Here is a 20129-nt window from a genome sequence, read left to right as displayed (position 1 = left end):
TCCTTCAGACGGTCGGGCGGGTCAGAACAGGTGCGGCACGTTGGTGCCGAGCGCGGCCACGAACACGAGGTACAGCGCGACGACGGCGCCCAGCGAGCACACGACCGACGTGCGCCACGACTCGCCGCCGAGGAACCGCATCCACACGAGGCTGAGCAGCAGGGACGGGATCTCGAAGCCGATCACGGGCAGCAGCGCGACGAGGCCGAGCAGCGTCGCGAGCCCGACCAGCGGCATCCACGAGTGGCGCGTGAACCGCTCGCCGTCGCCGCCGGCCCGGCCCACGACGAGCTGCGCCAGCGCGAGGACGACGAGCGCCACGCTCACGACCAGCGGCCACATGCCCGAGCCGGGCTGGGCGGGCGTGCCCACCCCGAGGGCGAGCGCGACCACCACCCCGCCGACGCCGACCGCGAGGGTGACGAGGCCCGCGCCGAGGTTGGCGACCGGCCCGGCCGGGGGCGGGCCGTCGTCGTGCACCTCGGGCTCGACGGCAGGCTCGGCGGCGGGCTCGGCGGCGACGGCGGGCTCAGGGTTCGGGGGGTGCGGCGCGGTCATCATCGGTCTCCTCCGGCGGGCTCGCCGCTCACTCGGCGAGCGAGATGTCGTACTCCGCGGTCAGGTCCTGGTACTTCTCGGCGAGCGCCGTCCACTCCTCGACGACCTCCTCGCCGCTGATCTCGTGCGGCGTGAGCAGGTTGTTCTCGTTGAACGACGTGTACGCGTCCTCGGCCACGGCGGCGTCCACGGACTCCACGAGCCGCGCCTTGACGTCCTCCGGCAGCCCCTTGGGCGCGGCCAGCGCCCGGTACTGCGACACGGGCACGTCGTAGCCCTCCTCGACGGCGGTGGGCACGTCGGGCAGGAACTGGTTGCGCTCGGCGGAGAACGCGAGCAGCGGCACCACGTTCCCGGCGTCGAGCTGCGGCTTGGCCTCGCCGAGCTGGATGGTCGCGACCTGCACCTGGTCGCCGACGACGGCGGTCAGGGCGGGCGAGCCGGAGTCGAACGGCACGCTCGTCCCCTCGATCTCGGCCTGGGCGAAGAGCACCGCCTGCGCGAGCTGCGAGCCCGTGCCGACGCCCGTCGTGCCGTAGGTGACCTTGCCGGACGCCGCCTGGAGGTCGTCCAGGCTCTCGAAGCCCGACTTCTTGCTCGCGACCAGCACGTAGTCGTCCTGCGAGAGCCCCTTGAGGACGTCGACGTCGTCGAGCGAGACGGCCTCGTCCTCGGAGACCGCGAGCGGCGTGATGGTGATGAGCGACGCGTTGAGCAGCACGAGGTTCGAGCCGTCGGCCGGCTTGCCCGCCACCTCCTGCGTGGCGACGGCGCCGTTCGCGCCGGCCCGGTTCACGACGGGCACCGAGACGCCGAGGTCGGTGGCCATGCCGTCCGCGAGCGCCCGGGCGATGAGGTCGGTGGAGCCGCCGGCGTCCTGCCCGACGGTGAGGGTCACGGGGCGGGAGGGGAAGTCCGACGACCCCCCGGCGCCGCCCGATCCCCCGGCGACGTTGCCGCCGCAGGCGGCGAGGGTGAGCGCGGCGACCGCGGCGGTGGCACCGGCGACGGCACGGCGGTGGGCAAGTCTCATCACAGCTCTCCTCGTTGAGATCTCGATCGAGCGGCGCGAGCGTCGTCGCCGCGTCAAGTCCGGTCGGGCGACGACTCTAGGGAGCCATACGATGCCTGTCTAAGCCTCAATCTGCATGGCTTGATCCAATGAAGGCATCAAGGAGACCCGGGATGAGCACCGCGTACACCCTCGACCAGGTCCGCTGCTTCGTGGCCGTGGCGGAGGAGCTGCACTTCGGCCGCGCCGCCGAGCGCCTGAGCATGACGCAGCCCCCGCTGAGCCGGCAGGTGCAGAAGCTCGAGCACGCCGTCGGCGTGGCGCTGCTGGAGCGGGACAACCGGCACGTGGAGCTCACCACCGCCGGCGCGGTCTTCCTCGTCGAGGCGCGCCGGCTGCTGACGTCTGCCGACGCCGCGCCCGCCCTCGCCCGCCGGATCGCGGCGGGCCGCGCGGGCGTGCTGCGGCTCGGGTTCACCGCGGCGACGGGCTTCAGCCTGCTCGGCACGCTGGTGCAGGAGATCGCCGAGGTCATGCCCGACGTCGACCTCGACCTGCAGGAGCTGGTGACGGTCGAGCAGCTCGAGGCCATCCGGCGCGGGGAGCTCGACCTCGCCCTGGGCCGCCCGCCCTTCGACGACCCGCGGCTCGACTCGCACCTGCTCCTGTCGGAGGACCTCGTCCTGGTGGTGCCCGAGGGACATCCCCTCGCGACGCTGCGCAGGCCGGTCGGGACGGCGGACCTGCGCGACGTCCCGCTCATCGGCCACCACCCGACGAAGGCACGGTACTTCTACGACATGGTCGTGCGGTACGTGGACGTGGAGCACGCGAACGTGGTGCACGTCGTGAGCCAGATCCTCACCATGTGCTCGCTGGTCGGCGCCGGGCGCGGCGTCGCCTTCGTGCCCGAGTCCGCCCGGCTGCTCGGCCTGACCGGCGTCCGCTTCTGCGACCTGGCCGACGTGCCGCACGCCGTCGTCGAGCTGCACGCCCTCTGGGACCGGGGCTCCAAGAACCCCGCGCTGCACGAGCTCGTGCGCCACCTCCGCGCGGTGCACGACTGATCCGCACCCAGGAGGGCGATACCCGCACGGCATGAACCGATGCCATTCCGGGCTTGGACAGGCATCATGAGCGCTTCTTAGGTTGTCCGACGAACTGTCACCGCCGACGTCTGTCACCAGGAGGGGCCATCGTGGCCACGTACTCACCCTCGGAGCTCGCCGCCACCCTCAAGGAGGGCCTGCTCTCGTTCCCCGTCACCCCGTTCACCGCGGACGGCGAGGTCGACGGCGCCCGGTACGCCGAGCACATCGCGTGGCAGACGAGCTTCGGGATCGGCGGGCTCTTCGCCGCCGGGGGCACGGGCGAGGGCTTCAGCCTCACGCCGGCCGAGACCGCGCGCGTGGTGGCGCTCGCCGTCGAGGCCGCCGACGGTGCCACCCCCGTGCTCGGCAGCGCCGCCGGCAACACGGCCCAGGCTGTCGAGAACGCGCGGGCGGCCGAGGTGGCGGGCGCCGAGGGCGTCCTGCTGCTGCCCCCGTACCTCACCGACTGCGACCAGGACGGCCTGCTCGAGCACGCCTCCGCGGTGTGCGCCGCGACGAGCGTCGGCGTCATCGTCTACAACCGCGCCAACGCCGTGTACTCCGCGCAGACGGTCGCCCGGCTGGCCGAGCGGCACCCGAACTTCATCGGCTTCAAGGATGCCCTCGGCGACATCGAACAGCTCACGCGCGTGGTCGCCACCAACGGCGACCGTCTCTTCTACCTCGGCGGCCTGCCCACCGCGGAGACGTTCGCGCTGCCGCTGCTTCAGCTCGGCATGAGCACCTACTCCTCGGCGATGTACAACTTCGTGCCCGAGTTCGCGCTCGAGTTCTACCGCGACGTGCGGAACCTCGACCGCGCTGCCGTCACCGAGAAGCTCACGCGCTTCGTGCTGCCCTACCTCGACATCCGCGACCGCGCCAAGGGGTACGGCGTCTCGATCGTCAAGGGCGGCCTGCGGGCCGTCGGGCGCGACCTCGGCGGCGTCCGGCCCCCGCTGCAGGACCTCACCGAGCGCGACGTCGACGACCTGCGCGCCCTCGTCGACGCCGCCGGCGTCCGCCCGGCCGATGTCGCCCTCACCCGCTGACCCGAGGACCGGCCACCCGCACCCACCCGCGCACCCACCCGCGCACCGACCTGCGCACCCAGGAGGGAACCCCATGACCGTCACCGCCGTCCTCGCCGGGCACTCGATCGTCGCCGGAGAGCCGCTGGTCGGCGCCGCCGGCACGGCCGTCGCCCACGACCCCGCCACCGACGAGGCGCTGGAGCCCGCCTACTCGCTCCTCTCCGTCGACCAGCTCGCCCACGCCACGGCCGCCGCCGAGGAGGCCTTCGCGTCGTTCTCGGCGCTGGCCCCCGAGCCGCACGCCCGCTTCCTCGAGCGCATCGCCGCGAACCTCGAGGCCGCCGGGACCGCGATCGTCGCGCGGGCGATGCGGGAGACCGGCCTGCCCGAGGCCCGGCTGACGGGCGAGCTCGCCCGTACCACGGGGCAGCTGCGCCTGTTCGGCGCCGTCGTGCGCCAGGGCGACCACCGCGGCGTCCGCGTCGACCCCGCCCTGCCCGACCGCACCCCGCTCCCCCGCCCGGACCTCCGCCAGCGGAAGGTGCCCGTCGGCCCCGTCGCGGTGTTCGGCGCCAGCAACTTCCCGCTCGCGTTCTCGGTGGCCGGCGGCGACACCGCCTCGGCGCTGGCCGCCGGCTGCCCCGTGGTCGTCAAGGCGCACGGCGCGCACCCGGGCACCGGCGAGCTGGTGGGCCGCGCCGTGGCCGACGCCGTCGCCGCCGAGGGCCTGCACCCCGGCGTCTTCTCCCTCGTCTACGGCCCCGGCGCGCGCGTCGGGCAGGCGCTGGTGGGCGACCCCGTGATCCAGGCGGTCGGATTCACCGGCTCCCGCTCCGGCGGGCTCGCGCTGGTGGCCGCGGCCGCCGCCCGCCGCGTGCCGATCCCGGTGTTCGCGGAGATGAGCTCGATCAACCCGGTGATCGTGCTGCCGGGCGCCCTGGACCCGGACGACGGGGGCGACGCCGACGCGCTCGCCGCGGCGTACCTGGCGTCGGTGACCGGGTCGTCCGGCCAGCTGTGCACCGCCCCGGGGATCGTGCTCGTGCCGCGCTCGGCGCACGGCGACGCGTTCGTCGACGCCGTCCGCCGCACCGCCGAGGCCACCACCGGGCAGACCATGCTCACCGCCGGCATCGCCCGGGCGTGGCACGACGGCGTGGACGCCCTCGCCGCGCAGGACGGCGTCGCCCTCGCCGGCACCGGGACGCCCGGCGCGGCGCGCAACGCGCCCGCGCCGTCGGTCTTCGTCGCCGACGTCGCCACCTTCCTCGCCAACCCGGTGCTGGAGGAGGAGATCTTCGGCGCCGCCTCGCTCGTGGTGCGCTACGCCGACGACGACGAGCTCCTCGCCGCCGTGGGCCTCCTCGAGGGGCAGCTCACCGCCACGCTGCACCTCAGGGAGTCCGACCGCGCCACGGCCACCCGCCTGCTGCCCGCGCTGGAGCGCAAGGCCGGCCGCATCCTGGCCAACGGCTGGCCGACCGGCGTCGAGGTGGGCCACGCGATGGTGCACGGCGGCCCCTTCCCCGCGACGTCGGACGGGCGCACGACGTCCGTCGGGACGCTGGCGATCGAGCGGTTCCTGCGGCCCGTCGCCTACCAGGACCTGCCCGAGTTCCTGCTGCCCGAGCCGGTGCGGCCGGACAACCCGTGGCGCCTCACCCGGCGCGTGGACGGCGTGCTCCGGCCCGCGGCCGGCGCGGAGGGTGCCCGGTGAGCGCCCCGACCGTCGCCCGCGTGCAGGTCGTGCCCGTCGCGGGGCACGACTCCATGCTGCTCAACCTCTCCGGCGCGCACGCGCCGTTCTTCACCCGCAACGTCGTGCTCGTCGAGGACTCCGAGGGCCGCACCGGGCTCGGCGAGGTGCCGGGCGGGGAGAAGATCCGCGCGACGGTCGAGGAGGCCGCGGCCCTCGTCGTCGGGCAGCCCGTCGCGCGGTTCCGGTCCGTGCTGCGGGGCGTCGCGGCCCGGTTCGCCGGCCGGGACGCGGGCGGGCGCGGCAACCAGACGTTCGACCTGCGCACCACCGTGCACGCCGTGACCGGGCTCGAGTCCGCGCTGCTCGACCTGCACGGGCAGGCCCTCGGCGTCCCGGTGGCGGAGCTGCTCGGCGAGGGGCAGCAGCGCGACGCCGTCCCGATGCTCGGCTACCTGTTCTACGTCGGCGACCCGGACGCCACCGACCTGCCCTACCTGCGCGAGCCCGACGGCCCGGACGCCTGGTCCCGGCTGCGCCGCGAGGCCGCCATGACCCCCGACGCCGTCGTCCGCCTCGCCGAGGCCGCGCGGGAGCGGTACGGCTTCCGCGACTTCAAGCTCAAGGGCGGCGTGCAGGCCGGCGACGCCGAGGTCGACGCCGTCGTCGCGCTCAAGGAACGCTTCCCCGACGCCCGGATCACGCTCGACCCGAACGGCGGCTGGCTCCTGGACGACGCCGTCCGGCTCGGACGACGGATGCGGGGCGTCGTCGCCTACGCCGAGGACCCGTGCGGCGCCGAGGGGCGGTTCTCCGGCCGCGAGGTGATGGCCGAGTTCCGCCGCGCCACCGGGCTGCCGACGGCGACCAACATGATCGCCACCGACTGGCGCGAGCTCGGGCACGCGATCCGGTCGGACGCCGTCGACATCCCGCTCGCCGACCCGCACTTCTGGACGATGGCGGGCTCCGTGCGCGTCGCGCAGCTGTGCCACGAGCTCGGCCTCACCTGGGGCTCGCACTCCAACAACCACTTCGACGTCTCGCTCGCCATGTTCACGCACGTGGGCGCCGCCGCCCCCGGCGAGATCACCGCGCTCGACACGCACTGGATCTGGCAGGACGGCCAGGGGCTCACCCGCCGCCCGCTCGAGATCTCGGGCGGCGAGATCCGGGTGCCGACCGCGCCCGGCCTCGGCGTCGAGCTCGACCCCGACCGCCTCGCCGAGGCGCACGCGCTGTACCTCGAGCACGGGCTGGGCTCGCGGGACGACGCCGTCGCGATGCGGTACCTCGTGCCGGGCTGGGAGTTCGACCCGAAGCGCCCCTGCCTCGTGCGGTGAGGTCCCGGCGTCACGGTTCCGGGTGCGGCGCCCCGTCGTCCGCCCGGAACCGGCCGAGCTCCGCCCGCGCGAAGGCCACGCGCTCGGTCTCGCGCCCCTGGGCCGCGCCCAGCGCGTCCGCGAGGTCCTTGGCCGCCTCCAGGCGGTGCCCCCGGCGGCGACGGTCGCGGAGGCCGCCGCCGCGGCGGAACGCGCGCCGCTGCTTCCAGGCGCCCGCGAGCGCGCCGGCCTCCTCCGGGGTGAGGGTGCCGTCCTCGACCTCGGGCGCCATCAGGTCCCGCATGGCCGCCCGCTCCGGGCCGACCGTCACGTGGAAGACGACCAGCACGACCGCGATCGCGACGACGACCTGCACCGCCAGGATCACCGGGATGAGCGGGCCCCCGCCCGCCAGCGCCGCCGTGCTGTCCCACGCCCAGTGCAGCGCCATCGCGACGAGGCAGAACAGCAGCCCGCGCCCGACGCGCCGACGCTGCGCGACCGTGCCCACGAGGTAGACCACCCCGGCGCCGAAGATCGCGGAGTACAGGATGTGCGACGTGAACCCGGTGGCGAGGCGCAGCACCACGGTGTTCAGGCTGGAGCCGACCGGGTCGACCCCGAACCCCTCCGGCGCGGAGTTCAGCGCGTACAGGATGTCCTCGAGGATCTCGAAGCCGAGGCCCACGAACGCGCCGACGACGAAGCCGTCGAACGCGGTGCGCAGCACGCGCGGCGCGATGAACAGGAGCAGCAGGACCCCGGCGCCCTTGCCCCACTCCTCCATGAGCGGCGCCGCGAGGCCCGCCCCCCAGTCCACGGCGAACGCCGGGCCGCCCAGCTTGGCGTAGAGGCTCAGGAGGGCCGCGTTCCCGTGCAGCGCGATCGCCCAGGTGGCGGCGAACCCGCCCCAGACGAAGGCGGCGACGCGCAGGTCCAGCGGCTGGCGGGAGTACCGGTCGATGTGGGTGGTGAACCACCAGAACAGCACCGCGTACGCGGCGAAGATCGCCGCCGAGATGCTCAGCGGCTCGCCGTAGGCGGGACCCTGGCTGCGCACCTGGGAGACGGCGAACCAGAGGCCGTACGCGATCACGGCCACGAACACCCACAGGCACGCGTTGCGCGGCTGGACCCACGAGACGCGCTGGCCCCAGCCGACCTCGTCGACGACCTGGGCCCGCCGGTCGAGCAGCTCCGTGCGGGTCATGACGCCTCCACCGAGGTGACGGGACGGATCGAGCGGATCATGCCCACGACGTCGGACTCGAGCTCCGCGTCGTCGGTCTCGTGGGGACCGGTGAGGACCACCTCCACGCCGGTGCCGTCGAAGACGTACGCCGCGACGAGCCCCGTCCCGCCGGTGAACGTGAACCGGCCGGCGACCCCCCGCTCGCCCTGGGCGGTCCGGAACGTCTCCACCTGGCCCATGTCGATGGTGGCGCCGTCGCTCAGCCGCTCGTTGTTCTTCTGCAGCTGCGCCATCAGCTCGGCGGGCGTCCCGTCGAACGTGTCGGAGACGACGGAGAACGTGAAGCCGTCCTTCGACACCTGGGCCGTGTTCGGGAAGCCGCCGGACTCCGGGGGCTCCGACGCGAGCACGCCCGAGTCGATGCTCCACCCGGCGGCGGGGTCGAACTCGACGCCGTCGACCCGGATGACGTCGCCCGCCTTCGCGGGGTCGTCCACCGGGACGCTCCGGTCGAGGACCGGCAGCCCCCACATCGCCACCGCGACCAGCACGACCACGATCGCCGCGGGCAGCAGCGTCACGCGGTCCATCCCCAGCCAGCGGCGCTCCACCGGCACCCAGTCCGGCGGCACGCTCTGCTGCTCCGGCGCGACTCCCGCTCCCATGGCCCTCCCCCGGACGCGACGGGCGCACGCGTCGGTGTCGCCCGGCAGCGCGGAGATCGCGCGGCTGTACGGAAGATCGCACGACCCGGGAGGATGCGCGCGGCGAGGACGCACTTCGCCCCGGTTCGTCCGTCGAGGCGCGGGCGCGGCACGCGGCGCCGGGAGCAGCGGTATCAGACGGTCCGTGCGGCCGTCGTTCCATGCAGGGGCCGGTTCTCCCGACCCGACGCACCACCGAGGAGACGCCCGATGTCCGCCATCGACGCATCCGTCACCGCCCCGACGGCGGCTGCCCCGACCTCCGCCGCACCCGTCCCGGCTCCCGCCCCTGCCGTGGCCGAGCCGCCGGTGGTCACGGGCGCCACCGGGCACGCCACCGTGTCACCGCGGCTACGCACCTACGCGTACGTCGTCGCGCTCGTCGTCGGCGCGCTCGCCACTGCCGCGTCCACCATCACCGCCGCCGTGGCGCCCGGGTCCGCGCAGACCGTGACCGCCGTCGGCGGCGCCGTCGCGGGCCTGTTCGCCACGATCTCCGGTGGCCTCGGCACCGCCTACCGCCCGACGTCGTCGCGCGGCACGTCCTGACCGCCGGGCCCCGGGCACGGCCGCGCCCCGCGCCACGACCCCCCTGCGTCGTGCCGCCCGTCGCGTCGATCAGGCCGCGGACGCCCTCCTCAGCCGTCGTCGCACTCGGGGCACTGCGCGGAGAGCTCCTCCAGCGCGTCCTCGTGCCCCCGGCACGGGAGGTGCCACCCGGTGTTGGCGATGATCGTGTGGCTGACGGATCTGCTGGAGGCCGACTCAGCGCCCGACTCCGCGCCCGACTCCGCGCCCGACTCCGCGCCCGACTCCGCATGGACCACCGCCGCCGCGATCCCCTGACCGCACACCAGGCACCTGGTCGACGCCACGTACTTCACCGTGGCCATAGCCCCACCGTCGCTCCGAGCCACGATGCACGCATCCCGGTCGGCCTGACCACAGCTGCCCACCGGGTGGCGGCCCCGCATCGCGTCCTCCGGTTGCCCGCGGCCGCGGTCCGGGCTTAAGTTAATCGCGATTCACGCTGGGGTGGATCGGAGACCACATCACGAGGGCTCGGACGGCGCCGCGGGACAGGGGGGCGAGACACGCGGCGTCGACGATCCGCGGACGAAGGGGTTCGACGTGGGCGAGATCAGCAGACGGAGTCTTCTCAGGGCAGGCGGGACGATCGGGGCGCTCGGCGCGCTCGCCGGTGCGGCGCCCGCGCACGCATGGACGTGGTCGTCGTCCGGGTCGGTCGCCGGCACGGGCACCGGCCGCGACCCGCGCGAGGTGTGGGACGACCTGGCCGACCCGGTGCTCGCGAACCTGCTCGACACGGGCGGGGTGCCCGCGGTGAACGCGGCGCTCGCCTCCTGGACCACCAACGGCCAGGCGCTCGCGGCCGGGCTTCCCGCCGACGTCGAGGCGCTCGTCACGCGGGCGCGCGAGCTGCCCTCGTGGGTCGACCACTCGCGGCTCGACAAGGCGTTCACCTTCACGACGAAGCGGGGCCTCTACCTCGGTGTGCTGTACGGGATGAACAGCGGCATGATGAGCGCCGCGATCCCGCGCGAGGCCCGGGCCGTCTGGTACTCGAAGGGCGGCGCCGACCTCACCGACCGCATCGCCAAGACCGCGAAGCTCGGCTACGACATCGGCGCCCACCACGCCTACCGGCCCGACGGGAAGATGATCGTCACCTGCGTGAAGACCCGCCTGGTCCACGCGGCGGTGCGCCACCTGCTGCCGCAGTCGCCGCACTGGTCCGCCGTCGCCGACGAGCGGGTGCCGATCAGCCAGTTCGACATCATGGTCACCTGGCACAGCCTCGCCTCCTCCGTCTGGCAGAAGCTCGTGGAGTGGAGGGTGCCGATCTCCTCGGCGGAGGCCGACGCCTACCTGCACCTGTGGCAGGTGACGGGCCACATGCTCGGCGTGCTCGACGAGTACATCCCGTCGAGCTGGGACGAGGCGCTGGCACAGCGCGAGCAGGTGCTCGTCCCGCTGCTCGCCAGGACCGACGAGGGGGTGCTCATCGCCGACAAGCTCGTCAAGCTGGGCGAGAACCTCGACTTCACGCTGGTCACCAAGCCCGCCTTCGAGGCCGTCACCCGGTACATGCTCGGCGACAGGGTGACCGACATGCTCGAGCTGCCCCGCCGGCCCGTGCTCGACGCGACGATCTCGGCGGCCTGGATCCCGTTCGTGCGCGCCCGCGAGCTGGGGCTCCTCGTCCCCGGCTCGCCGGCCGTCTACTGGCTGTTCGACGAGCTCCTGCGCAAGGTCGCGCTGCTCTACCTCGAGCCCACGAAGCCGATCAACATCGACATCCCGACCATCAACAACCCGGAGTACGACTAGAGGATCACTGCCCCGGCGGGCGCGTCCGCTCGTGGACGTCGTCGAGGTGCGCGCGCAGCTCGGGCGGCCCGTGCACGACGAAGCCGCAGTCTGCCGCCAGCAGACGCAGCGCCAGCCACGCGACCGTGTCCGGGGCGCTGCGCCACCGCGTGCCGTCGCCGTCGGCGGCGAGCGTGCCGTCGCCGAGGTGGTCGGCCAGTCGCTCCCGGGCGACGGCGAGGGGCAGGCGCAGCGTGACGTCCGCCCGCACCGCGGGCGCCATCGCCGCTTCGGCCCGCTCCAGGTGCGCGGGGACGTCGGCGGCGCGCAGCTCGTGACGCGACGGCGCCCCGGTGGCCCGCGGGTCGCTGACCCGGTCGGCACGGAAGGTCCGCCAGTCGTCGCGGTCGAGGTCGAACGCCACGAGGTACCAGCGCCGTCGGACGACGACGAGCTGCTGCGGCTCGACGTGCCGTGGCCCGCGACCGCCGCCCCGGGCCTCGTAGGTGAGCCGGACCCGCTCGCGGTTCGCCGCCGCACCGGCCAGCACGGTGAGGACGTCGGGATCCACGGCTCCCCCGGTCGGCCGCTCCCAGGTCATCGCGCTCGCGCCGAGCGTCCGGACGCGGTGCCGGAGCCGCGACGGCAAGGACCGGCTCAGCTTGGTGAGCGCGCGGACCCCCGCGTCCTCGAGGCCCGGGAGGCCGTGCACGGCGACGGTGCGCAGGCCGAGCGCGACGGCCACGGCCTCGTCGTCCTCCAGGAGCAGGGGCGGCATGGAGGTGCCGGCCACCAGGCGGTACCCGCCGTGGGCGCCGAGCGTGGCCTCGACGGGGTAGCCCAGCTCGCGCAGGCGGTCGACGTCGCGGCGCACGGTGCGCGGGGTGACGTCGAGCCGCTGCGCCAGCTCGCTGCCCGACCACACGCGGGCGGTCTGGAGCAGCGACAGCAGGGCGAGCACGCGCGAGGTGGGTCCGGTCATGGCGACATCGTCTCGCCGATCGCGGACAGGAACAGTCCTCTTTCGTGCCTAGCGTGGGGGAACCAGCGCACGCACCACGACGGGAGAGCACCATGACCGCACGTCAGAGCACCGCCCCGGACGGCTACACGACCGTCGCCCCGTGGGTCGTCACGGACGACACCGGCGCCTTCCTCGACTTCGTCACGGAGGTGTTCGACGGCGAGGAGATCGCCCGCGTCGCCACCGAGGACGGCTCGATCGGCCACGGCGAGACCCGCGTGGGCGACACCGTCCTGCTCGGGTTCGACCGTCGCCCCGAGTGGCCCGCCATGCCCAGCCTGCTGCGCGTCTTCGTGCCCGACGCCGACGCAACCTTCGCGAAGGCCGTCGCGGCGGGCGCGCAGGTCGTGACGGACCTCTCCGACAGCGCCTTCGGTCAGCGCGGCGGACGCGTCAAGGACCCGTTCGGCAACGTCTGGTGGGTCGTGAGCCACGTCGAGGACGTGCCCGAGGAGCTCGTGTGGCAGCGCCTGCAGCAGCCCGAGTTCGCCGACCAGATGCGCGTCGCGCAGGAGACGCTCGACGCCGAGCTGAGCGGACGGTCGCACGGCCGCAGCAGCGCGCCCGTGCGCTGAGCACCGCGGGACGACGAAGGCCCGGAACCGCGAGGTTCCGGGCCTTCCGTGCTGAGCCGCCTATCAGAATCGAACTGATGACCTATTCATTACGAGTGAATCGCTCTACCGACTGAGCTAAGGCGGCGTGCCGTGCACCGGTGCGGAACCGGATCAACGGGCGCGCCTACAGTACCCGACGCGCGGGGCCGTCTCCAAAACCGCAGGCTCCGGGCCGCGCCGCTTCCGCGCGACAGGCCGTGCTGACCTCCGCATACTCGTGCCCATGCAGCCCACGACGACGCAGAGCACGGTCATCACCACGGGCCGAGGGTGGTGGTGGAAGACGCTCGTCCTCGGCATCCTGCTGTGGGCCGTCACCGCCGTGGTGACGTTCAGCACCCAGAACTCGAACCTCATCCCGACGGTGATCCTGCTGGGCAGCTTCCTCGTGCCGTTCAGCGTGGTGCTGTTCGTCGTGGAGAAGGCGCACGGCTCGATCGACATCATGCTGCTGCTGGGGGCGTTCTTCTTCGGCGGCATCTTCGGCGTGCTGGGCGCGTCGATCCTGGAGTCGCACCTGTCGCCGTCGCTGTGGATCTATGTGGGCGTGGGCGCGATCGAGGAGGCCGTGAAGATCGCCGTGTTCCTCGTGGTGGGCGCGCGGGTCGCCGAGAAGACGGGGCTCAAGGGCGCTCTCCTCGGCGCGACGGTCGGCGCCGGGTTCGCGGCCTTCGAGTCCGCGGGCTACGCGTTCAACGCGAGCCTCACCCGCCTGGGCCAGATCGACCTCAACGCCCTGCTGCAGACGGAGGCCGTGCGCGGCCTGCTCACGCCGGTCGGGCACGTGCTGTGGACGGCGATCCTCGGCGCGGCGATCTTCGGCGCGGCGTCGGCGGCCGGGAGGTACCGCTTCACGGGCGGCGTCGTGCTCGCCTACCTCGCGGTGGTCGCGCTGCACGCCCTGTGGGACTCGATGGGCTTCATCTCCGCCTACCTCGCGCTCAAGGTCACGGGCGGCGTGCACTACGAGCTCGCCTACGGCCAGCTGCTGCCGGTCGCGTCCGACAACGCCTCGACGTGGTCGACCGTGTTCTACGTCCTCGGGCTCGTCGTCATCTCCGTGCTGGGCGTGCTCGCCCTGCGGCACTGGGCGCGCGCGAAGCGCCCGGCCGAGGTGTCCGTCTGAGCCCGAGCCGTCAGCAGGTGGTGCCGTCCGCCGGCACGTCCCCGTCCACGAGGTAGGACTCGACGGCGTCGGCCACGCAGCCCCGTGACGGCTGGTAGGCGGTGTGGCCCTCGCCCTGGTAGGTGAGCAGCACACCGGAGTCGAGGGTGCTCGCCAGCCCCTCGGCCCACACGTACGGCGTGGCCGGGTCGTTGGTCGTGCCAACGACGACGATGGGCGGCGCGCCCTTCGCCTCCAGGTCGAACTCCTGCTCCACCTGGGGGTACTCCGCCCCGGCGCACGTCAGCCCGCCGTAGCCGAAGAACGAGCCCATCGTCGGCGCGTCCTTCTCGATCGCTGCGGCGTCGGCCCGCATCTGGTCGACGTCGGTCGTGGCCCGGTCGTCCAGGCAGTTCACGCCGCGCAGCGCCTCCTCCGAGTTGGACGAGTAGCTGCCGTCCGCGTTCCGGTCGAAGTACTGGTCGGACAGGTAGAGCAGCACGTCGCCGGTGCCCTCGTTGATGGCCTCGTCCAGGCCCTGGGTGAGGGCGGGCCAGCTGCCCTGGTTGTAGAGGGTGACGGCGATCCCGTAGAAGGCGAGGCTCTGCGTGACCGTGCGCCCCGAGCTGGACGTGGGGTACGGCCGCTCGAAGGCGTGGTCCAGCACCTGCCGGATCTGCCGCATGCCGTCGTCGACCGAGCCGGTGAGCGGGCAGTCCGCGCCCGCCTGGCAGTCCTGCACGTAGGCCCGCAGCGCGTTCTCGAAGCCGACCGCCTGCCCGTGGGAGATCTCCTCCGAGCTCAGCGTGGTGTCGATCGCGCCGTCCAGCACGAGACGGCCGGCGCGGTCCGGGAACAGCCCCGCGTACGTCGCGCCGAGCTGGGTGCCGTAGGAGAAGCCGAGGTAGTTCAGGGCGTCGTCGCCGAGCACCGCGCGCAGCATGTCCATGTCGCGCGCCGCGCTCTGCGTGTCCACGTGGCCGAGGACCGCGCCCGAGTTCTCGGCGCACGCCGCGTTCCACGCCTCGTACTCCTCCTGCATCGCCTGGAGGCCGGCGTCGGTGCTGCGGTCGAAGTCCTTGGCCAGCGACTCGTCCTTGCGGGCGTCGTCGAAGCACGTGAGCGGGGTGGAGCGCTGCACGCCGCGCGGGTCGAACCCGACGATGTCGAACGCGTCCTGCAGCCGCTTGCCGAACGTCGCACCACCGCCCTGCGCGTCGCCGCGCACGAAGTCGACGCCCGACGCACCCGGCCCGCCGGGGTTCACCAGCAGCGAGCCCTCCGGGTCCTTGCCGTCCGCAGGGTTGCGCACCAGGGACAGCTCGATGCTGCCCGCGTCCGCGTCCTGCCAGGACAGCGGCGCCGACGCCGTCGCGCACTGCAGGCCGTCCTCGCAGTCCTCCCACTCGAGCGACTGCCCGTAGTACTGCTCGAAGCCCTCGGGGGCCTGCGACGCGGCGGGCCCGGAGGCCGGGCCCACCGGCGACTGCTCCTTGGCGGGCGACGTGCACCCGGCGAGCAGCACGGCCGCGGCGACGACGGCGGCGGCGCCGCGCAGGCCCGAGCGTCGGAGGCTCGAGCGACGGAGGCTCGCGCGGAGGGAGGTCGTGCGGCGGGCGGTCGGGCGGCGCTCGTCGGAAATCACCCGCCCAACCTACCGTCGCCGCGGACCCCGGTCCGACGTGCTCAGCCCGCGGCCGGGACCCAGGCCACGGGGCCTGCCGTGGCGTCCTTCGCGCGCGGCCTCACCTCGACCTCGCCCAGGTCCCCGAGGCGCACGGTCACCGGCGTCCCCGCGTCGGCGTCGGACGGGACGGCGACGGCGCTCGTCGTCGGCGCGTAGTCCATCGTGCACGGGCCCGGGTCCGGTTCCACCATGCCGACGACGACCGCCTCGTGCGCGTCGTCCCAGGCGGCCTCGGCCTCCGCCACCCGCGGGCACGAGCTCGACCCGTACGTCACCACCAGCAGCACACCGGGGGTGGGCGACCAGGCGGCCCCGGCGGGGCTGTCGAACGTCCCCTCGGCGCCGTCGGGCAGGCCGCGCACGTGCTCCCCGGGCTCCGGTGCGGCCGCGCCGTCGGACGGTGCCGGGCTGGATGAGGGGCCGGCCGGCGAGCTCGGTGAAGGGCTCGACGACGGCGCTGCCGGCGACGACGGCGCGGGCGAGCCCGACGTCGACCCGCTGCCCGGTGAACCACCGGACGCGCAGGCCGTCACGAGCACGGCGAGGGCGGCCACGGCGCCGGCCAGCAGGGGACCGCGGAGGGCGCGGAGGGTGCGATCCGTCACCGGGCGACCGTCTCGCGGACGTCCGCGAACCGCAACCGCTCGGGCGTCTCCTGCGGGGCCGCCTTGCGCAGGAAGTCGCGCCGCTTGGCCGCGAAGCCGCGCCGGTCGTCGAAGAGGTCGCGCGCCATCTCCGCGAGCTCGATCGTGCGGTAGTACGACAGCGGACGGCGGGGCGCGCGCACCTGGGCCGCGGCCGCGACCTCGGCCCGGCGCTCGGGCGTCGTCAGCGCGGCGGCGCGGTCGGCCAGCCACCCGGCGAACCGCTCCGGGTCGCGCGGGCCGACGGCGTCCACCAGGCCGGTCCGCGCCGCCTCCGCGACGGACACCGGCAGCTTCGCGCTGAGCAGCCGGTCGGCGTCGACCTCGCCGAGGCGGGACGCGACGGTCCACGTGTGGAGCTCGGAGCCGAAGATGCCCATGTCGTAGTACGGGTTGAGCACGACGCCGTCGCGCGCGACGACGACGTCGGCGCACAGGCCCGCCATCACGCCGCCCGCGCCCGCGTTCGCGGTGAACGCGGCCACGGTGAGCTGGTCGGCCGCGGCGATCGCCTCGCACAGGTCGTCGATGGCCTGGATGTTGGCCCACGCCTCGGCGGCCGGGTCGGCGGCCGCCTCGATCGCGCCCAGGTGGATGCCGTTCGAGAACGCGTGCTCGGTGCCGCGCACCACGAGCACCCGCGTGTCCTCCGTCAGGGCCTTCTCGACCGCGGTCGTGAGACGGCGGCACTGCTGGGTGTGCATGGCGCCGCTGTACGACCGGATCGTGAGGTAGCCGACGTCGCCGTCGCGCTCGTACACGGACTCGGCGAGAGCGGCCGGCGCCGGGCGGAACGGCACGCCGGCGACGTCGAGCACCCACGACGCGGGCAGCTTGGTGCCGCGCTTCTCGGCCAGGGTCGCGGCGTACCCGACCCACAGGGTGCCGTCGCCGGTGGCGATCGCCACGGCGTCCTCGTCGCGCCCCACCACCATGCCGGGGGCGGCCAGCGGGTCCACCGGCTCGGGGACCGCGACGGCGTCGAACAGGCAGTAGCGCGCGCCCTGGAGCGTCGCGGGGGCGCCGGGCGCACCGTCGGCCGCCGCGATCGTGCGCGCCAGCTCGGCGGCGGGGCGGGACAGGTCGAGCTCGAACGCCGCCCGGCGCAGCAGCGGCAGCTCGCCGGTTCCCGGCACCTCGCGCTCGAGCCGGTCGGCGGGCGTCGGGTCCTCCCCCGCCGCGACCTTGCGCAGCACCTCGTCGACGCACGCCAGCGCGGCGTCGGCCACGAGCCCGTTGTACAGGGCGCTCTTGGCGACGGGGACCGTGGGGAGCGCGAACGTCGACGTCGCCCACACCGGGCCGGCGTCCATCTCCTCCACCGTGGACAGCGCGGTCACGCCCCACCGGTCGCGGCCGTCGAGGATCGCGTGGTCGAGGGAGGACGGACCGCGGTCGCCCACCGGTCCGGGGTGCACGACGACGGTGGTCCAGCGCCGCCAGACGTCCTCGGGCACCCGGTGCTTGAGGAACGGCGCGAGGATCAGGTCCGGGCCGATCTCCTCGACCCGCGCCGTCAGCTCCTCCGGCGAGCCGAACGCCGGCGCCAGCTCGACGCCCACGTCGTGGCCCCGGTCCGCCAGGTGCCCCCACACGCGTTGTGTGAGCCCGTTGAACGCCGAGACGAGCAGCAGGATCCTCATGCCAACCCCCAGTCTGGTCATGGGGCCACCATGGCCCCCGCCGCGGAACACCTCACCGCATGAAGGGGTGATGAGGCAACTGTCGCCCGCGAGACCCGCGCGGGGTGGTCACCCCTGGGGGCGGAGCGCGACGGCCATCGCCTCGAGCGCCAGGAGCGGCGCCACGTTGCCCTCGAGCCGCTCGCGGGCGACGCCGATCGCGTCCATCCGGCGGATGGTCTGCTCGGGCGTCGAGTCCGCGGCGAGCGCGCGCACGGTGCCGTCGTGCTCGGCGTTCACCAGGTCGACCGCGGCGCCCAGCTGCACCACGAGCACGTCCCGGTACAGGGACAGGAGGTCCACCATCGACCGGTCGAGCACGTCGCGCTGGCGGCGCGTGGCGCGCCGCTTCTGGTCGTCCTCGAGCTGCTTGAGCTGCGAGCGCAGCCGGGGCGGCAGGGTGTCGCCGTCCTGCACGCCGAGGGCGCGCATCAGCTCCGCCTTCTCGACGGCGTCGCGCTCCGTCGTGGCCGCCACGGCCTCGGCCTTCGCGACGTCCACCAGCTCCCCCGCGGCGAGCACGGCGTCCCCGACGCCGCGGATGCGCCGCGCGATCTCGAGGACGGCGTCGCGACGCTCGCGCGCGTCGGCGTCCCGGGCGAGCCGGCGGGCGAGCCCGACGTGCGACTGGGCGGCGCGCGCCGCGGTGAGCGCGACCGCCGGGTCGATGCCGTCGCGGCGCACCAGCAGGTCCGCGACGTCCTGCGCGGGCGGCACGCGCAGCACGACGCCGCGGCAGCGGGACCGGATGGTGGGCAGCACGTCCTGCGCGCTCGGGGCGCACAGCACCCAGACGGTGTGCGGCGGCGGCTCCTCGATGGCCTTGAGCAGCACGTTGGTGGTGCGCTCAGCCATGCGGTCCGCGTCCTCGACGACGATCACGCGGTACCGGCCGGAGGACGGCGTGCGTGCCGCGGTCATGATGAGGTCGCGCACCTCGTCGATGGTGATGACGACCTTGTCCGTGGCGACGACCGTGAGGTCCGGGTGCGTGCCTGCCAGCGTCGTCGTGCAGGCGCGGCACCGCCCGCAGCCACCGGTCTCGCCGTCGGTGCCGGTGCACTGCAGCGCCGCGGCGAACGCCCGCGCCGCGACCGACCGGCCCGAGCCGGGAGGGCCGGTGAGCAGCCACGCGTGCGTCATCGCGGCCGGATCGGTGGCGGCGCGGCGCAGCGTGGCGACGGCGTCCGGCTGACCGACGACGTCGTCCCACACGCTCACGCGAGACCCTCCCCGGCCTTGTCCCCCTCGGTGTCCTGCACGGTCGCGGCCTCCTCGACCACGGGGGTGAGGTCGAGCCGGGCGGCGACGTCCACGCGCACCTGTGCCTGCACGTCGTCCAGGCTCGCCGAGGCGTCCACGACGACCCAGCGCTCGGGGTCGGCGGCGGCCCGGCGCAGGAACGTCTCCCGCGTGCGGCGGTGGAACTCGTCGCCCGCCCGCTCCAGCCGGTCCGGCTCGCCCGACAGCCGGGCGGCGCCGACCAGCGGGTCGAGGTCCAGCAGCACCGTGACGTCGGGCAGCAGGTCGGCCGTGGCCCACAGGGAGAGCGCCTCGATCTCCTCCTCCGACAGCTCCCGACCGCCGGCCTGGTACGCCACGGAGGAGTCGAGGTAGCGGTCGGTGACGACCACGGCCCCGCGCGCGAGCGCCGGCCGCACCACCGTGGCGACGTGGTGGGCGCGGTCCGCCGCGTACAGCAGGGCCTCCGTGCGGGGGTCGAGGTCCTCGCCGTGCAGCACCTCCCGGCGCAGCGTGGCGCCCAGGTCCGTGCCGCCGGGCTCCCGCGTCACGACGACCTCCCGGCCCGTGACCTCGTGCAGCCACTCGCCCAGCAGGCGCACGTGCGTGGACTTGCCGGCGCCGTCGCCGCCCTCGAACGAGACGAAGTACCCGGGTGCGCTGCTCACGCCGGACACCCTAGCCGTGACCGACGACACCGCCGCCCGCCGTAGCGCCGGGCACCGTGCGGGGGCACGATGGCAGTGATCCCTCGACACGCAGGAGGTTCGATGTCCACCCCGCCGCAGCCGTCCCAGACCGTGCTCACCGAGGAAGAGTCCTGGTCGCTGCTCGCCGGGCAGAAGATCGGCCGGTTGGTCACGTCGGTGGCCGGCGAGCCGGAGATCTTCCCCGTGAGCTTCGCGGTCGCCGACCAGCGCATCTTCCTGCGCACCAAGCCCGGCACCAAGCTCGCCGAGGTGACGATCAGCCCTCGGGTCGCGTTCGAGGCCGACGAGATCGGCGACGACGGGGCGTGGAGCGTCGTGGTCAAGGGCCGCGCCCAGATCCTCGAGCACGAGGACGACCTGGCCGAGGCGCGCACGACCGGGCTCGTCAGCTACCTCGAGGACGGCAAGACGGTGTGGATCCGCATCGCGCCGAGCGAGGTCTCCGGCCGCCGGCTCGTGCCTGGCGACCTGCGCTGAC

At 74.3% G+C, this 20129-nt stretch carries 20 protein-coding genes and 1 tRNA gene; 9 read left to right on the top strand and 12 right to left on the bottom strand.

The window, feature by feature from the left end; translation table 11 throughout:
- Positions 1-21: 21 nt before the first annotated feature.
- On the bottom strand, positions 22-558 hold the full coding sequence (locus tag ACFQ8E_RS20615) for a tripartite tricarboxylate transporter TctB family protein (RefSeq protein WP_430552433.1): 537 nt from the start codon (positions 556-558) through the stop codon (positions 22-24).
- A gap of 28 nt (positions 559-586) precedes the next feature.
- Positions 587-1594: a tripartite tricarboxylate transporter substrate binding protein gene (locus ACFQ8E_RS20610; protein WP_430552432.1), complete on the bottom strand. Its 1008-nt coding sequence runs from the start codon at positions 1592-1594 to the stop codon at positions 587-589.
- A 149-nt stretch (positions 1595-1743) separates the two neighbouring features.
- On the opposite strand from ACFQ8E_RS20610, the gene ACFQ8E_RS20605 reads away from it, so the two are divergent.
- From ACFQ8E_RS20605 to ACFQ8E_RS20590, 4 genes are all read left to right on the top strand, one after another.
- Positions 1744-2637, top strand: a complete 894-nt coding sequence (locus ACFQ8E_RS20605; protein WP_430552431.1) for a LysR family transcriptional regulator — start codon at positions 1744-1746, stop codon at positions 2635-2637.
- Positions 2638-2768: 131 nt separating this feature from the next.
- On the top strand, positions 2769-3713 hold the full coding sequence (locus ACFQ8E_RS20600) for a 5-dehydro-4-deoxyglucarate dehydratase (RefSeq protein WP_430552430.1): 945 nt from the start codon (positions 2769-2771) through the stop codon (positions 3711-3713).
- Positions 3714-3786: 73 nt separating this feature from the next.
- The gene (locus ACFQ8E_RS20595; protein WP_430552429.1) at positions 3787-5412 is read left to right on the top strand and encodes an aldehyde dehydrogenase (NADP(+)); all 1626 of its coding nucleotides are present in this window, start codon (positions 3787-3789) and stop codon (positions 5410-5412) included.
- A gap of 53 nt (positions 5413-5465) precedes the next feature.
- Complete coding sequence (locus ACFQ8E_RS20590) at positions 5466-6734, top strand: enolase C-terminal domain-like protein (protein WP_430552451.1); 1269 nt, start codon at positions 5466-5468, stop codon at positions 6732-6734.
- Between the two features lie 10 nt (positions 6735-6744).
- On the opposite strand, the gene ACFQ8E_RS20585 is transcribed toward ACFQ8E_RS20590, so the two are convergent.
- Complete coding sequence (locus ACFQ8E_RS20585; RefSeq protein ID WP_430552428.1) at positions 6745-7923, bottom strand: PrsW family intramembrane metalloprotease; 1179 nt, start codon at positions 7921-7923, stop codon at positions 6745-6747.
- Entirely contained in the window at positions 7920-8570 is a 651-nt protein-coding gene (locus tag ACFQ8E_RS20580; RefSeq protein ID WP_430552427.1) for a hypothetical protein, read from the bottom strand. The genes ACFQ8E_RS20585 and ACFQ8E_RS20580 overlap by 4 nt, the downstream gene beginning before the upstream one ends.
- Positions 8571-8819: 249 nt before the next feature.
- On the opposite strand from ACFQ8E_RS20580, the gene ACFQ8E_RS20575 reads away from it, so the two are divergent.
- Positions 8820-9158 (top strand): hypothetical protein, encoded by a 339-nt coding sequence (locus tag ACFQ8E_RS20575; protein WP_430552426.1) that lies wholly within the window; start codon positions 8820-8822, stop codon positions 9156-9158.
- A gap of 89 nt (positions 9159-9247) precedes the next feature.
- On the opposite strand, the gene ACFQ8E_RS20570 is transcribed toward ACFQ8E_RS20575, so the two are convergent.
- Complete coding sequence (locus ACFQ8E_RS20570; protein WP_430552425.1) at positions 9248-9502, bottom strand: hypothetical protein; 255 nt, start codon at positions 9500-9502, stop codon at positions 9248-9250.
- 238 nt (positions 9503-9740) lie between these two features.
- Here ACFQ8E_RS20570 and ACFQ8E_RS20565 point away from each other — a divergent pair, with 238 nt between their 5' ends.
- Positions 9741-10961: an oxygenase MpaB family protein gene (locus tag ACFQ8E_RS20565; RefSeq protein WP_430552424.1), complete on the top strand. Its 1221-nt coding sequence runs from the start codon at positions 9741-9743 to the stop codon at positions 10959-10961.
- A 4-nt stretch (positions 10962-10965) separates the two neighbouring features.
- Here the strand turns inward: ACFQ8E_RS20565 and ACFQ8E_RS20560 are convergent, their stop codons facing one another.
- Positions 10966-11922: a helix-turn-helix transcriptional regulator gene (locus tag ACFQ8E_RS20560; RefSeq protein WP_430552423.1), complete on the bottom strand. Its 957-nt coding sequence runs from the start codon at positions 11920-11922 to the stop codon at positions 10966-10968.
- A 92-nt stretch (positions 11923-12014) separates the two neighbouring features.
- On the opposite strand from ACFQ8E_RS20560, the gene ACFQ8E_RS20555 reads away from it, so the two are divergent.
- Entirely contained in the window at positions 12015-12539 is a 525-nt protein-coding gene (locus tag ACFQ8E_RS20555) for a VOC family protein (protein WP_430552422.1), read from the top strand.
- 54 nt (positions 12540-12593) lie between these two features.
- On the opposite strand, the gene ACFQ8E_RS20550 is transcribed toward ACFQ8E_RS20555, so the two are convergent.
- Positions 12594-12666 (bottom strand) — tRNA-Thr (locus tag ACFQ8E_RS20550).
- Between the two features lie 138 nt (positions 12667-12804).
- Here ACFQ8E_RS20550 and ACFQ8E_RS20545 point away from each other — a divergent pair.
- Positions 12805-13707 (top strand): PrsW family glutamic-type intramembrane protease, encoded by a 903-nt coding sequence (locus tag ACFQ8E_RS20545; protein ID WP_430552421.1) that lies wholly within the window; start codon positions 12805-12807, stop codon positions 13705-13707.
- A 10-nt stretch (positions 13708-13717) separates the two neighbouring features.
- Here ACFQ8E_RS20545 and ACFQ8E_RS20540 read toward each other — a convergent pair whose 3' ends face one another.
- The 5 genes from ACFQ8E_RS20540 to tmk form a co-directional block, all read right to left on the bottom strand.
- On the bottom strand, positions 13718-15331 hold the full coding sequence (locus ACFQ8E_RS20540; protein ID WP_430552420.1) for an alpha/beta hydrolase: 1614 nt from the start codon (positions 15329-15331) through the stop codon (positions 13718-13720).
- A gap of 41 nt (positions 15332-15372) precedes the next feature.
- Positions 15373-15978, bottom strand: coding sequence for a hypothetical protein (locus ACFQ8E_RS20535; protein WP_430552419.1), 606 nt, complete (start codon positions 15976-15978; stop codon positions 15373-15375).
- On the bottom strand, positions 15975-17660 hold the full coding sequence (locus ACFQ8E_RS20530) for an enoyl-CoA hydratase-related protein (RefSeq protein ID WP_430552418.1): 1686 nt from the start codon (positions 17658-17660) through the stop codon (positions 15975-15977). The genes ACFQ8E_RS20535 and ACFQ8E_RS20530 overlap by 4 nt, the downstream gene beginning before the upstream one ends.
- A 108-nt stretch (positions 17661-17768) precedes the next feature.
- On the bottom strand, positions 17769-18920 hold the full coding sequence (locus ACFQ8E_RS20525) for a DNA polymerase III subunit delta' (RefSeq protein WP_430552417.1): 1152 nt from the start codon (positions 18918-18920) through the stop codon (positions 17769-17771).
- Entirely contained in the window at positions 18917-19609 is a 693-nt protein-coding gene (gene tmk, locus ACFQ8E_RS20520) for a dTMP kinase (RefSeq protein WP_430552416.1), read from the bottom strand. Before tmk ends, ACFQ8E_RS20525 begins: the two co-directional genes overlap by 4 nt.
- 102 nt (positions 19610-19711) lie before the next feature.
- Between tmk and ACFQ8E_RS20515 the strand changes: the two genes are divergently transcribed.
- Positions 19712-20128 (top strand): pyridoxamine 5'-phosphate oxidase family protein, encoded by a 417-nt coding sequence (locus ACFQ8E_RS20515; RefSeq protein ID WP_430552415.1) that lies wholly within the window; start codon positions 19712-19714, stop codon positions 20126-20128.
- Position 20129: the final 1 nt, after the last annotated feature.

Source organism: Isoptericola sp. NPDC056573 (assembly GCF_042793335.1).
Taxonomy (GTDB): Bacteria; Actinomycetota; Actinomycetes; order Actinomycetales; family Cellulomonadaceae; genus Isoptericola.
Note: the sequence above shows the minus strand (reverse complement) of the source record. Positions and strands in the feature narration are given on the sequence as shown.

Coding starts and splice junctions, on each gene's coding strand:
- ACFQ8E_RS20615 (WP_430552433.1), bottom strand. CDS start 558: ATGACCGCGCCGCACCCCCCGAACCCTGAGCCCGCCGTCGCCGCCGAG.
- ACFQ8E_RS20605 (WP_430552431.1), top strand. CDS start 1,744: ATGAGCACCGCGTACACCCTCGACCAGGTCCGCTGCTTCGTGGCCGTG.
- ACFQ8E_RS20595 (WP_430552429.1), top strand. CDS start 3,787: ATGACCGTCACCGCCGTCCTCGCCGGGCACTCGATCGTCGCCGGAGAG.
- ACFQ8E_RS20590 (WP_430552451.1), top strand. CDS start 5,466: ATGCTGCTCAACCTCTCCGGCGCGCACGCGCCGTTCTTCACCCGCAAC.
- ACFQ8E_RS20585 (WP_430552428.1), bottom strand. CDS start 7,923: ATGACCCGCACGGAGCTGCTCGACCGGCGGGCCCAGGTCGTCGACGAG.
- ACFQ8E_RS20580 (WP_430552427.1), bottom strand. CDS start 8,570: ATGGGAGCGGGAGTCGCGCCGGAGCAGCAGAGCGTGCCGCCGGACTGG.
- ACFQ8E_RS20575 (WP_430552426.1), top strand. CDS start 8,820: ATGTCCGCCATCGACGCATCCGTCACCGCCCCGACGGCGGCTGCCCCG.
- ACFQ8E_RS20570 (WP_430552425.1), bottom strand. CDS start 9,502: ATGGCCACGGTGAAGTACGTGGCGTCGACCAGGTGCCTGGTGTGCGGT.
- ACFQ8E_RS20560 (WP_430552423.1), bottom strand. CDS start 11,922: ATGACCGGACCCACCTCGCGCGTGCTCGCCCTGCTGTCGCTGCTCCAG.
- ACFQ8E_RS20555 (WP_430552422.1), top strand. CDS start 12,015: ATGACCGCACGTCAGAGCACCGCCCCGGACGGCTACACGACCGTCGCC.
- ACFQ8E_RS20545 (WP_430552421.1), top strand. CDS start 12,805: ATGCAGCCCACGACGACGCAGAGCACGGTCATCACCACGGGCCGAGGG.
- ACFQ8E_RS20530 (WP_430552418.1), bottom strand. CDS start 17,660: ATGAGGATCCTGCTGCTCGTCTCGGCGTTCAACGGGCTCACACAACGC.
- ACFQ8E_RS20515 (WP_430552415.1), top strand. CDS start 19,712: ATGTCCACCCCGCCGCAGCCGTCCCAGACCGTGCTCACCGAGGAAGAG.